Source organism: Mycetocola spongiae (assembly GCF_020424085.1).
Lineage (GTDB): Bacteria > Actinomycetota > Actinomycetes > Actinomycetales > Microbacteriaceae > Mycetocola > Mycetocola spongiae.
The window spans coordinates 1,431,768-1,445,197 of sequence record NZ_CP080203.1; the positions used below are offsets into that span (position 1 = coordinate 1,431,768).

A 13,430-nucleotide genomic window follows, 5' to 3' on the forward strand; every position below is an offset into this window, starting at 1 on the left:
CCCGTCATGACCATGCGCAAGATCATTAACGACCCGCAGGTTTTTGTGGACGAGGTCATGGAGGGCATCTTCCTCGCCTATCCCGATCAGGTGCGGCCCGCCACCGCGGATCGGCGCACGCTGATCCGCGCGGATGCACCCGCGGCCGGCCGCGTGGGCATCGTGACCGGCGGCGGCTCCGGACACCTGCCGTTTTTCCTCGGCTATGTGGGCCGCGGCCTATGCTCGGCCGTGGCGATCGGAAACGTATTCTCCTCCCCCTCCTCCGCGCAGGTCTATGCGGCCTCGCGCGCGGTATCCGGGGACGCCGGGCTGCTCTACCTATATGGCAATTACGGCGGAGACGTATATAACTTCGACCTCGCCGCGGACCTGTGCCGGGCCGAGGGCATCGAGGTGGCCACGGTGCTGGGCACCGACGATATCCTCTCCGCCCCGCCCGAGAGGGCGGCCTCGCGCCGCGGCGTGGCCGGGCTGGTCCTGGTGTATAAGGTGGCCGGGGCCGCCGCGGATCGCCTCTGGCCGCTGGCCGAGGTGACCCGCGTGACCCAGAAGGCCTCGGATGCCACCCGCACCATGGGCGTGGGGCTCTCCCCCACGATCCTCCCAGCCGCGGGCGAGGCCACGTTCACGCTGGAACCCGGCGAGATGGAGATCGGGATCGGCATCCACGGCGAGCAGGGCACGCATCGCGGGCCGCTGGAAACCGCGGATCAGATCACCGACCGCTTCCTCGCCGAGATTTCCCGCGAGCTGGACCTGGTGGCCGGGGCCCGCGTCGCGGTGCTCCTCAACGGGCTGGGATCCACCCCGCTCGAGGAGCTCTATGTGATGTATCGCCGGGTGCATCGCGAACTTGAGGCGCGCGGGGTGAGCATCGTGCGCCGCTATGTGGGCGAATACGTGACCAGCCTGGAAATGGCGGGGGCCTCGCTCTCGATCATGCTGCTGGATGAGGAGCTGGAGGAGCTGATCGAGGATCCCGCCTCCTCCCCGTTCTTCCGGCAGGGCAGCGTGGATGAGTCCACGACCGCACCCGCCCCCGCGGAGGTGCCCGAGCTGGCACCGCTAGCCCCCGCCGTGCGCGGCACCGGCGTGCCCAGCGTCGCGCGGGCCCTACTGCTCGCGACGCTGCCGGGCATGGCCGCGCATACCGAGGAACTGCGCGAGCTGGACGCAGCCCTGGGCGATGGCGACCTGGGGATCACCGTGGGTTCCGGCAGCGCCGCGATCCTCGCCGCGCTTGAGGCGCTACCCGAGGATGCCGATGAGGCCGGGGTCATTCGCACCGCCGCGGTGGCCTTTGCCACCGCAAACCCGTCCACCTTTGCCGCCCTCGTGGGTGGCGGGCTGATGGGTGGCGCCGATGTGCTCGAGCCCGGGACCCCGCTGGATGCATCCGCCGCCGCGCGCTTCCTCAATGCGGTCTTTAACCGCATCTCGGAGCGTGGTGGGGCCGTGCTCGGGGATAAAACATTCCTGGACGTGCTGCATCCGCTGATCGCGGTGCTCGCCGGGGCCACCCCCGAAACCGATCTACCCGGCGCGCTGCGCTCGGCCGCGGCCGAGGCGGTCACCCGTACCACGGCGCTGCAATCGGCGCGCGGCCGGGCGGCCTGGCAGGGCGAGCGCACCGTGGGTCGGCGCGATCCCGGCGGGGTCGCCGTGCAGCGCTTCGTGGAGGAGCTGCGCCTGGGCTAGGCGCCCCCTCACCAATACTGCCGGGCCTCCCCATGGGGAGGCCCGGCAGTATTTTGCGCGGGTTAGGCCGTGATGAAGCGCATCGGGATCTCGATGGTCACCTCGGTGCCCGAGCCCATCACGGTATGCCAGTCGATCTGGCCCGAGAGCTCACCCTGGATCAGGGTGCGCACGATCTGCGTGCCCAGGCCCGCGCCCACCTTGCCCTCGGGCAGGCCCACGCCGTTATCGCGCACCAGCACGGTGAGCGTCTCGGCATCGCGCGCAGCGACGATCTCCACCTTGCCCTCGCGACCCGCGAGCCCGTGCTCCACGGCATTGGTGACCAGCTCTGTCAGGGCCAGCGCCAGCGGCGTGGCATATTCGCTCGGCAGCACGCCAAAGGTGCCGGTCTTCACCGGGTGCACCTTGGTGTTATGCGAGGAGGCGACCTCGGCGATGAGCATCAGGACGCGCTCAAAAACATCGTCAAAATCCACGGCCTGGTTCAGGCCCTCGGACAGGGTATCGTGCACCACGGCGATTGCCGAGACGCGGCGCATGGCCTGGCTCAGCGCCTCGCGGCCCTCCTCGGTATGCGCGCGGCGGGCCTGGATGCGCAGCAGCGAGGCCACGGTCTGCAGGTTATTTTTGACGCGGTGGTGGATCTCGCGGATCGTGGCGTCCTTGGTGATCAGCTCACGTTCCTGATGGCGCAGCTCGGATACATCGCGGCACAGCACGATTGCGCCATTACGCTCGCCCCGATGACGCAGCGGGATCGTGCGCAGCGAAACGGTCACGCCGCGGGCCTCGATATCGGTGCGCCACGGCGCGCGGCCGGTGACCACCAGCGGCAGGGACTCGTCGATATCCTGCTTGCCGGGCAGGATCTGGGTGGTGACCTCGGCGAGGGATTCCCCCTCCAGCTCATCCACAAAACCCATCCGGTTAAACGCGGAGAGCGCATTCGGGCTTGCGAAGGTGGTGACACCCTCCACATCAAGACGGATCAGGCCGTCATTGGCGCGCGGTGCCCCGCGGCGCGGTCCGCTGGGTGCGCCCAGATCGGGGAAATCCCCCGCGGCAATCATCTCAAAGAGGTCATCGGCACAGGAGTTAAACGTGAGCTCCTGGCGGCTCGGGGTACGCGTCTCCGAGAGATTGGTATGCCGGGTGAGCACGGCGATGGGGCTCGGGGCGTTCACCGAGGAATTGGAGGCCAGGCGGCGCATCACCGGGACGGCGCGCACGCGCGTGGGCGTCTCCTCATACCAATCGGGTGAGGCCGAGTCCACGATATGGGCGGTCTCAAAGGCGGTGGACACCTGGGTGGCCCACTGCGGCTTAATCCGCTGACCCACAACATCGCGATAAAACAGGGTGGCGGCGCTGGAGGGTCGATAGTGGGAGACCGAGACAAAGCTGCCATCGGCGGTGGGGGCCCACAGCACGATATCGGCAAAGGCGAGATCGGCGAGCAGCTGGGCATCACCCACAAGCATGTGCAACCAGTCGATATCTTCCTCGCCCGCGAGGCCCTGACTGTGGATGAGGTCACTGAGTGTTGACATTGCTCCAGTCTAGGATGCCAAACGTTGTGAGGTGTGCACGCGGCGCGCGATATCCGCCCCAATATTCCGGGCCCGGCCGGGATCGGCGGCGGTGCGGGCCGGTGATGTGCGCGATGGGCCCGCACCGCGGGCCGGTATGCCCCACCGAGGCCACGCGCGATGGGCTCGCCGCGCGGGCAGGCACGCCCCACCGGGGCCGCCCGCGATGGGATCGCGGGCCCCCGATATGCGTCTTAATGACGGGTTGGGGGCGCGGCGGGCGGGCCCCGGAGTTTTCCACAGCGTGCACCCCGGGTCTGTTCCCGGCCGCCCCCGGCTGGTGGAGTGGACAAACCAACCGCCGGGCACCCCGGGGTACCCCCGGTATCCCCGAGGGGTATGCCCGCCCTCGAGAGGAGCAGCAATGAGTGATACCCCGCTTCCCCGCCCGCCCGATCGGCCGCGCGCCGCCGCGTCCCGGGGAGCCCGCCTCCCCGAATCCTCCCCGGGGAGAGGCGCGCCACCGGGCGCGGCCCCGGGTTCTGCGCGGGCCGATCCGGCCGCGGGGGACGGCGATGCCCCCGCGGCCAGCACGCGGGCGGGCGATGCCGCCGCATCCCGCACCGGGGCCACGGAATACCCGCCGCCGGATCTCCGGATTCAGCCGCCCGGACGCAGCGCCGCGTCCCCCTCCGGCGGCAAGCCGGAACTTGGCGGACCGGATGTGCCGCCGCGGCCCGATTTTTCCCCGCCGGCGGCCGCCCCCAACCCCGCCAGACCGGTACCACCCGGGGGCCTGCCACGCCTCCCCCGGCCCGTACCTGCCCGCGCCCACCTCGGCGATCGGGACCCTCGCCCGCTCGCGGATGCCGGGCTCTCCCCCGCTCCCCCGCCCGCACCGGCCAGCTCGGCCTATCGGCCCCGCCCCACCGGGCCGATCTCCGCGCCCCGCGGGGAACCCCGGATCTCCGCGCCGCGATCCGGCGATCAGATCCTGCTGGGCTTCGACCTCCTGGACTGGGGCGACCCTTCCCGCCCCGAGGGCCCCGCCGCGCATCCACGTCTTCCGGGGCCGGGGCTGCGCTCCCCGCAGCGCACAGTCCCGGCGCCCACGCGTCCCCGCGCACCCGCCCGCGGCCCCCGGCGCGGCGGGCGCCCGCGCCCACCCGCGGAACGCCCCCTCCGCCCACCCTCGCCGCCGGGTGTGGCTACGCCCCCCATACCCGAGCCCTCGGGCGAGACGATCTGCGCGCTCTGCGCGAGCCTGCTGGAGGTGCTGGGCGGGGCGCGGCCCGTGGAACAGCTTGCGCGCTGGATCGCCGAACCGGTGTTTAACCGATTAAGGATTCGGGTCACGCTGGCCGCACGCGGTCGCCAATTACGTGGCACCGAGATCCCCGTGCCGGCATATCGATTTGGGCCCGTGCATCGCTGCTCCCCGGCCCCCGGAGTGGTTGAGGCCGCGGTGGTGGTGCGGGATCGGGTGCGGGCGCGGGCCATCGCAATTCGCTTCGAGGGGACGCAGGCGCGCTGGCTCGCCACCGCCATACACGTCCTATAAAAAACGTCCGTTCCAGGCACCGGGTGCCTGGAACGGACGTCAGTTTGGGGCGGGGCCCGCGGGGTTAGTTACGCTTGCGACGATCCGCGCGGTTGCCGCCGGTGTTCTGTCCAAACGCGCCACGCGAGGTGGGCTCGTCCTCGCCCGCGGCGGCGCGCTGCGCCTTGGCCGTGGCGGTCTTATTCACCTGGCCGGCCGCACCGCGCACCTCAACATCGCCGTCCTCGCCGGGAGCGGTATAGCTGAGCTTCTGCTGCTCGGGCTCATTGCGCTCGAGGCCCTTGGCCACAACCTCCACGGGGGCATCGGCGGACTCCACCGGGGCGGCGTTCACCTCAACCTCCAGGTTGAAGAGGAAGCCGATGGACTCCTCGCGGATCTGGCCCATCATCTGCTGGAACATGGCAAAACCCTCGCGCTGATACTCGACCAGCGGGTCACGCTGGGCCATGGCGCGCAGGCCGATGCCGTCCTTCAGGTAGTCCATCTCGTAGAGGTGATCGCGCCAGCGGCGGTCCACCACCTGGAGCACCACGCGGCGCTCGAGCTCGCGCATGGCCTTCTCGCCCAGCTGGGCCTCGCGGCGGTCATAGGCGACGCGGGCATCGGAGAGGATCTCGCGGCGGATAAAGTCGCGGTTCACGCGGCCCTTCTGCCCGGCCTCGGCAATAACCTCGTCGATGGTGACACCCACGGGATAGAGCTGCTTCAGGTCGACCCACAGCGCGTCGAAGTCCCAGTCATCGCCGTTACCCTCGCTCACGTGCACGTCGAGGACCTCGTCTACCACGCTCTCCAGGAAGGTATCCACGCGGTCGTGCAGGTCATCGCCCTCGAGGATGTGACGGCGGTCGGCATAAATTGCCTCGCGCTGACGGTTCAGGACGTCATCGTATTTCAGGACGTTCTTGCGGATCTCGGCGTTGCGCTGCTCAACCTGCGACTGTGCGCTGCGGATGGCACGGGAGACAATCTTGGACTCGATGGCCACATCATCGGGCGTACCCGAACGGTTCATCAGGGCCTCGGCGGCTCCCGAGTTGAACAGGCGCATCAGGTCATCGGTGAGCGACAGATAAAAGCGGCTCTCGCCCGGGTCACCCTGACGGCCGGAACGACCACGCAGCTGGTTATCGATGCGGCGCGATTCGTGGCGCTCGGTGCCCAGAACATAGAGGCCACCGGCCTCGACCACCTTGGTGGCCTCCTCGGCTACCTCGGCCTTCACCGCGGCGAAGACGTCATCCCACGCGGCCTCGTATTCCTCGGGGGTCTCGTTGGGGTTGAGGCCCTTTTCGGTCATCTTGGCCACGGCGAGGAACTCGGCGTTTCCACCGAGCATCACGTCGGTTCCACGACCGGCCATATTGGTGGCCACGGTGACCGAACCATAGCGGCCTGCCTGCGCGACAATCGCGGCCTCGCGGGCGTGGTTCTTGGCGTTCAGGACCTCGTGGCGGATGCCCTTCTTCGCCAGCAGGCGGGAGAGGTGCTCGCTCTTTTCCACCGAGGTGGTTCCCACCAGGACGGGCTGGCCCTTTTCGTGGCGCTCCTGGATGTCCTCGGCCACCTGCTCAAATTTGACCTGCTCGTTTTTATATACGAGGTCGGGCTGGTCGATGCGCTGCATCGGCTTATTGGTGGGGATGGGGACCACGCCGAGCTTATAGGTGGACATGAACTCGGCGGCCTCGGTATCGGCCGTACCGGTCATGCCGGAGAGCTTCTCGTAGAGGCGGAAATAATTCTGCAGGGTCACCGTGGCGAGGGTCTGGTTCTCGGCCTTAACCGTGACACCCTCCTTGGCCTCGATGGCCTGGTGAATACCCTCGTTATAGCGGCGGCCGGCGAGGATACGGCCGGTGTGCTCGTCTACGATCATGACCTCGCCGTTCATCACGACGTAGTCCTTATCCTTCTTAAACAGGGCCACGGCCTTGATCGAGTTATTCAGGAAGGAGATCAGCGGGGTATTGGCGGACTCGTAGAGGTTATCGATGCCGAGGTAGTCCTCGACCTTTTCGATACCGGGCTCCAGCACACCCACGGTGCGCTTCTTCTCGTCCACCTCATAGTCCACGCCGGGCTTCAGTCGGTTCGCCATGCGGGCAAACTCGGTGAACCAACGGTTGGCCTCTCCCGAGGACGGGCCGGAGATGATCAGCGGGGTACGGGCCTCATCGATGAGGATCGAGTCCACCTCGTCTACCACGGCGAAGAAGTGGCCGCGCTGCACGAGGTCCTGCGACTGCCACGCCATGTTATCGCGCAGGAAGTCGAAGCCGAACTCGTTATTGGTGCCATAGGTGATATCGGCGAGGTACTGTTCGCGGCGCTCGGCGGGGGTCTGGCCGGAGATGATGACTCCGGTGGTCATGCCCAGGGCGCGGAAGACGCGACCCATGAGCTCCGACTGATAGCTCGCGAGGAAGTCGTTCACGGTGACCACGTGCACACCCTTGCCGGCGATGGCATTGAGGTAGGCGGGGAGGGTGGCCACGAGGGTTTTACCCTCACCGGTCTTCATCTCGGCAATATTGCCGAGGTGCAGCGCGGCTCCACCCATGATCTGCACGTCGAAGTGACGCAGGCCGAGGGTGCGCTTGGCGGCCTCGCGCACCGCGGCGAAGGCCTCGGGCAGCAGGTCGTCCAGGGTCTCGCCATCGGCATAGCGACCGCGCAGCTCGGCGGTTTCCTCGCGCAGTTCATCATCGCTGAGACCGGTGAAGTCATCCTCCAGCGCATTGACCGCCTTGGTCAGGTTCTGCAGCTTCCGAATGACTCGGCCTTCACCAACGCGAAGGACTTTTTCCAGGACTGAGGCCACGACTTGCTCTCCACTTGTCTTTGGGCGCCGCTGTGGCGCATCGCCGTACCGGATGTACGGGTCAGCCATCGATGGGACCATCGAGGGCCATGTCTATGTTAGCGGGATGCCGACTGCACACACCCTGAATGTGGGTGTTTTTGTCGAAAAAGAGGCGGCAATGCGGGGAAAATTCCCCGACATTGCCGCCATCTCCCGGTGATATGCCGTGCGCGAACGCCCGCCATTACCCGGTACTAATTACTCGGGGCGCTAGGCGCTGGCCTCCTCGGCCTCCTCGTCAAGACCGATTACGCCGTAGTCCCAGCCCTTGCGGCGGTAGACCACGCTGGAGCGATCGGTGCGGGCGTCGATGAAGAGGAAGAAGTCGTGACCCACAAGTTCCATGCGGTCCACGGCCTCCTCGGTGGTCATCCACTCGGCGGGGAAGAGCTTTTCCCGGATGACTACCGGCGAGTAGACCTCGTCTTCCTCGACGACGCCGTCGATGGGGACGGCGCCGGTGGCCACGGCCTGGATGAGCTCGGCATCGGCCGGCTCGATGGCCTTGGAGGCAAAGCCCTGGGCCGAGGCCTCGTGCAGGGAGGTGCGCTTCTTGCCACGCAATACCTTGCGGCGGTCATTGGAGCGACGCACGCGTTCCATGAGCTTGGCCATGGCCAGGTCCAACGCAACATATTTATCCGACCCGGAAGCCTCGGCGCGGATGAGTGGACCGGGGCCGATCAGCGTGAGCTCCACGCGATCCTCACCCCCGCGTTTTCCGCTCTTCTCTGCGTGACGCGAAACCTTAACCTCAAATGAGATGGCTCGGTCGGCGAGGTGGGCTACCTTTTCCGATTTTTCCTCGGCATAATCGCGAAAGCGATCGGTGATTCCTAGGCCAAATCCGACGATGTTTGTTTCCACGGAGACCTCCTGTTGGGACGTGCCGCCAGTAGTTCCGGGCGGTCCTTTCACGCCTTTGACCCCACCGTAGTCCCTCTCCCCGTGGATGTCATTAGAAACTTTTGGGAGGGGGCCCGCGGACGGTTCAGGGGGGGCCCGCGGATCGCCCGCGCGGGCGAGCGTGACGATGCCCACGACCCGCAGGTTTCCGCGCCCCAGGACGCGCAGGGCCTCGCGCATGGTGGCGCCCGTGGTGAGGACGTCGTCTACCAAAATGAGGGTGACCGGCCCGCGCGTGTCACCGGGAAATCCGCCGGGGCGGCCGCGCAGCCGCAGGGCGCCGCGCAGGTTTGCCTCGCGCGCGGCAAGTCCCAGCCCGATCTGCTCGCGCGGCTGCCGCGCCCAGGCCAGCAGCGGCACCCGGGGAAGGCCCAGCCGCGCGAGCAGGAGGGGCACGGGCGCATAGCCGCGGCGGCGCAGGGATGCGCGCCGGGCGGGGAGGGCCACGGCCAGCGCGGGACCGCGCCGGCCCCGGCTCGCGGCGCTGAGTGCGCGGGCCAGCGCCGGGGCGAGCGCGGCGGCGAGGTCGGTGCGTTGGTGGTTTTTAAACGCCAGCACGCAGCGCGCGATATCGCCGCGATAGCGCAGGGCGCTCCAGACGGGCGGGCTGCCCTCGGAGCAGAGCACCGGGGAACGGGCCAGGACGGATCCACACGCGGGGCAGAGGCCGGACCCGGGCCGGCCACAGCCCGCGCAGGGCAGCGGCAGGAGCGTGGAGACGCAGCGGGACGCGGCGCGCGGCGCAAGCCCGCCCCGCCTCACCACACCCGGTATTCGCGCAGCCCCGGCGGGCTGAGGCACTGCACGAGCCAGCGGAGGCACGACGCCGACAGCAGGGGGCGCCGCCCGGTCGGGCAAGGGCGTGCCGCTCACGGGCGGGGACGCGGTGATGACGCGCGAGGGTGTGCGGATGATGGAGGCGCCGAGTGGGCACGTGGCACGGGTAGGCGGAGGCACAACGCTGACGGGCGTGCACGCGGTGGAGGCACCGGGCGGGGGCTCGGCCTTGGCAGGCAGGGGCGCGAGGCTTATAGGCGGGGGCACGACACTGACGGGCGTGCCCGCGGTGGAGGCACCGGGCGGGGCGCCACCGCGGGCTGCCGCGGAGCCGGGAGGCGCACCGGAAACGGCACGCGGCGCGGCGGACGCGGCACCGGGGCCGGCACTGCGGCCGGCACCAAGGGCGGCACCGGGGGCGAGGTCGAGGTCGGCACCGGGGCCGGGGCCGGGGGCGGTGGATGAGGACACGGGGAGGAGGGCTGAAACGGTCATGTTCCCAGTAAATGCGGGAGTCGCCGGGGAGGGAAGGGGGCGGGCAATGCGGTGGAAAACACGGGGAGGTGGGCGGGGCTGTGGAGAACGGGCCCGGCAATTACTCGCCGCCGCGACCCAGCGCCGCAAACCCCGCGACCCCGCGCCCCGGCACCCCGACCCCGGCTCACGATCCCCGCCCCGATCCGCCGCTGCGGGGTATTAGCGCACGGACCCCTGCCCCGATCCAGCGCCGCCGCCGGGTACTAGCGCACCGACCCCTGCATTGGCGCGATCAACAGAATATTTTCCGCCGCATCCTGCCAGGCCCCCGAGCGCCACACCTTCAGGTCTCCCGCCTCGGTCAGCAGCCGAAACTGCTGAATCGTGCTTCCCCCCACGAGCTGCACCGCCCCCGGTACCGAGACCAGCGAATCGCTGCGGCCCCCCACCGTGGAGTGCACAATCTGTCCCAGCCCACTCTCCGAGGAGGCCAGCGAGGCAACACTCGTCTCATCCACCCATGTGGCCGAGAGCGGCTTACCGGCCGCCGCCGCCACCCGGATCGGCTCCCCGAGCCGCACCGGCAGCCCGGTATTATCGCGTTCAATCCCCGAGATCAGCAGCGAGTTTTTTCCGCCCGTGCGAACGAGGGCAAGCACGCGCGCACCGTCCTGAGAGACCTGCAGCGACACGATCTCGGAGGCCTCGGGCCAGCTCACCGGCAGCCGCTTCTGCTCATTGGCGGCATTAATCACATAGAGCTCGTTAGGAGATTCCTGCGGAACCGTCCAGATGATTCCCGAGGGGTCCACCGCGGGCCCGATCAGCCCGCCGCGGGCATCCACGACCACGGCGGCCCCGGCCCGCACGGCCGAGACGCCCGCCGCCGAGCGCACCGCGATGACCTCCTGATCGGGTCCGGCCGCGGCGGCCCCGGGGTCTAGTGCCTCCACGGCGGGGGCCGCGACCGGCAGCCGCTCCAGCATGTCCTCGGTCAGGAATCCAAACCCGGCCTCGGTCAGCACCAGGGGGCGGGAATCGGTGCGCGGGGCCGCGAGCGTGAGCGGCGCGATCTCCTGCGGGACCCCGTTGATGCGCATATTTACGGCGTCGATCGCGGTGACATCGGACAGGCTCGCGGTGAGCTGTAGCTGCATTCGGCGCAGCGTAAGATCGTCGATTCCCGAGGCCTCGCGGGTCAGGTCCACCTCGGCAACACTATTGGCCGTGGGCACGCTATCGGCACTCAGCCGCGTACCCTCGGGGAACGCCGAGGAGACCGCCCCGGCAAGCCACTCGCTGGGGCCCGCGAGCAGGGCCTTCACGATATTGGTGCTGGTGGAGGCCCGCGAGGGGAACCAGCGCACCTCGGGCACCAGGTGGGTCCAGGTCGGATCAAAAAAGCGCAGGCTATAGGGCTTAAATACATCCCGGAACTTAATCGGATCCAGGATCACGCCATCGGGTGCCTTGGAGATGCGCCACTGACCCTGCACCTGACGGAATCCAAAGTCCATGACCATCGGCCTGCCGTTGGTCTCGGCCGTGTACTGTCCACGATCATCCACATTGGCCACCGGGACCACCGAGAGCCGGGCCGCCGTGGGATCCTCGCCGTCAAATTCCAGGCGGCGATGCTCGGCCTCCTCGAGGATCGCGCGGGCATCGGGTTTCCAGGAGCCCGCGAGGCGCTCGTCCAGGAACTCGCGGGCGGTGGCATAGTTATTGGCCGGGCTTGATGCCGCCTCGATAAAGCCGTTGAGGATTTCCTCGGGCGAGGCGTCACGCTCGGGTCCGCGGGGGATATATAAAACATCGGGGTCCTGCGCGCGATCGATCGGGTGGCCCGCATTCACCCCGCCGCTGCGGGGGATGCTGGCGCAGCCGCCGAGGGCCAGCACGGCCACAAGCGTCAGTGCGAGGGCGGAGAATCTGGAGCGTTTCACGGGGTGTCCCCCTCCTTCAGGATCTGCTGGCCGGAATCGCCCGGGCCCTCCGCGCCGGCGTCATCGGGCGGCAGCGGAAGCGGCGAGCGCCCATAGGGTCGGGTGGAGTGGCGCGGCAGGAGCAGCCGGAAGCAGGATCCCCGCCCAGGTTCGGACCACACCTCCAGGGTACCGCCGTGCAGCTGGGCGTCCTCGAGGGCGATGGCCAGGCCGAGGCCGGTTCCGCCGATGGTGCGCCGACGCGAGGGATCGGCCCGCCAGAAGCGGTCAAAGGCGCGTGCCGCGTCATCCTCGCTCATGCCCAGGCCATAATCGCGCACGGTGAGCGCCACGGTATCGGCGGTGGAGTCCACGGCCACCACGATGGGGCGGCCCTCGCCGTGCTCGATCGCGTTGCCCACGAGGTTATTTACGATCCGGCGAATCCGGCGTGGATCGATCTCGATCGCGGAGTGTCCGCCGGGCGCGAGGATGCGCAGCTCGGAACCCTTTTGCTCGGCGAGCTGTTCCATTCCCAGCACGCAGTCCTCGGCGAGGTGCACGAGGTTGGTGGGTTCCAGCGCGAGCTGCACGGAGCCCGCGTCATAGCGGCTGATCTCCAGGAGGTCGGCGAGCAGCAGTTCAAAGCGTTCGGTCTGGGTATGCAGCAGCTCGGCGGTGCGCCCGGTCGCGGGCGGGAACGTATCGCGCTGGTCGTAGAGGACATCCCCGGCCAGGCGGATGGTGGTGAGCGGTGTCCTCAGCTCATGCGAGACATCGGACACAAAACGCTGCTGCACCTGGGAGAGATCGGCCAGCTCGGAGATCTGCCCCTGCATGCTCTCGGCCATCCGGTTAAACGAGCGCGCCAGCGTGGCCAGCTCGTCCTCGCCGCGCACCGGGATGCGCACCTCGAGGTCACCCGCGGCGAGCTTCGCCGAGGTCTCGGCCACCACCCGCACCGGATCGGCCACCATCCGCACCACGATCCAGGCCACGCCACCCACCAGGAGCAGCAGCACCAGGCCGCCAATCACCAGGGAGCGCTGCACAAAGCGCAGGGTCTCCTCGGTATCGGAGAGGTCATAGCCGATATACAGCTCATAATGACTGCCCTCGGGCAGGAGGATCTGGGAGCCCACGATCACCCCGGGGGCGGCGTGCTCGGCGCCCACGTTCAGCGCCGTGGATTGCCACCACAGGCCCTCGGCGTTTTTTTGCACCGCCGTGCGCAGCTCCTCGCTGATCGCATCACCCTGCAATCCGGCGCTCACAAAGTCCTGCGGGGCCACCGAGCTAAAGCCCTGACCCGGCACCCGGAATCCCGCGATCAGGCGGCTCTCCGAGGCCTGCGCAATCTCGTTGCGGGCGGTCTCCATGATGGCCTGCAGGTCCACCTGCGTCTCGGCGGTGGAGGAGTCAAAGATGCGCTGCGCGGTATCCAGCGCGCGGCGCGAATCCGCCTGGGCCTGGGCCGCGCGGGATTGGAAAAGATCGCTACCGATCGAGATGGTCATATAACCGCTCGAGATGATGATCGCCAGGCCCGAGAGCATCAGCGTGATCGTGACGGCGCGGAACTGCAGCGAGCGCCGCCAGCTCAGCCCCAGCCGCTCCGGTATCTGACGCCAGCGCCGGAGGCGGCTCTCGCTAAAAAACCCCTCGGACATGGCCGGGGTGGA

The 13,430-nt window shown here is 68.6% G+C and carries 7 protein-coding genes; 2 read left to right on the top strand and 5 right to left on the bottom strand.

The genetic code is table 11. The features are described 5' to 3' along the window. Nucleotides 1–6: 6 nt before the first annotated feature. A complete protein-coding gene (locus KXZ72_RS06550; RefSeq protein WP_226083138.1) occupies nt 7–1,701 on the top strand; it encodes a dihydroxyacetone kinase family protein in 1,695 nt (564 codons plus the stop codon). Nucleotides 1,702–1,763: 62 nt separating this feature from the next. On the opposite strand, the gene KXZ72_RS06555 is transcribed toward KXZ72_RS06550, so the two are convergent. Beyond that, nucleotides 1,764–3,254 (bottom strand): sensor histidine kinase, encoded by a 1,491-nt coding sequence (locus KXZ72_RS06555; RefSeq protein ID WP_226083139.1) that lies wholly within the window; start codon nt 3,252–3,254, stop codon nt 1,764–1,766. Between the two features lie 1,183 nt (nt 3,255–4,437). Between KXZ72_RS06555 and KXZ72_RS06560 the strand changes: the two genes are divergently transcribed. Continuing rightward, the gene (locus KXZ72_RS06560) at nt 4,438–4,794 is read left to right on the top strand and encodes an Rv3235 family protein (RefSeq protein ID WP_226083140.1); all 357 of its coding nucleotides are present in this window, start codon (nt 4,438–4,440) and stop codon (nt 4,792–4,794) included. Between the two features lie 64 nt (nt 4,795–4,858). Here KXZ72_RS06560 and secA read toward each other — a convergent pair whose 3' ends face one another. The 4 genes from secA to mtrB all read right to left on the bottom strand — a co-directional run bounded on the left by secA (nt 4,859) and on the right by mtrB (nt 13,418). Then, the gene (gene secA / locus KXZ72_RS06565; protein WP_226083141.1) at nt 4,859–7,621 is read right to left on the bottom strand and encodes a preprotein translocase subunit SecA; all 2,763 of its coding nucleotides are present in this window, start codon (nt 7,619–7,621) and stop codon (nt 4,859–4,861) included. Between the two features lie 252 nt (nt 7,622–7,873). Further along, entirely contained in the window at nt 7,874–9,334 is a 1,461-nt protein-coding gene (gene hpf, locus KXZ72_RS14740; protein WP_318999890.1) for a ribosome hibernation-promoting factor, HPF/YfiA family, read from the bottom strand. 752 nt (nt 9,335–10,086) lie between these two features. Then, nucleotides 10,087–11,769, bottom strand: a complete 1,683-nt coding sequence (locus tag KXZ72_RS06580; protein ID WP_226083142.1) for a GerMN domain-containing protein — start codon at nt 11,767–11,769, stop codon at nt 10,087–10,089. Further along, nucleotides 11,766–13,418, bottom strand: a complete 1,653-nt coding sequence (mtrB, locus tag KXZ72_RS06585) for an MtrAB system histidine kinase MtrB (RefSeq protein ID WP_226083146.1) — start codon at nt 13,416–13,418, stop codon at nt 11,766–11,768. Before mtrB ends, KXZ72_RS06580 begins: the two co-directional genes overlap by 4 nt. Nucleotides 13,419–13,430 lie beyond the last annotated feature (12 nt).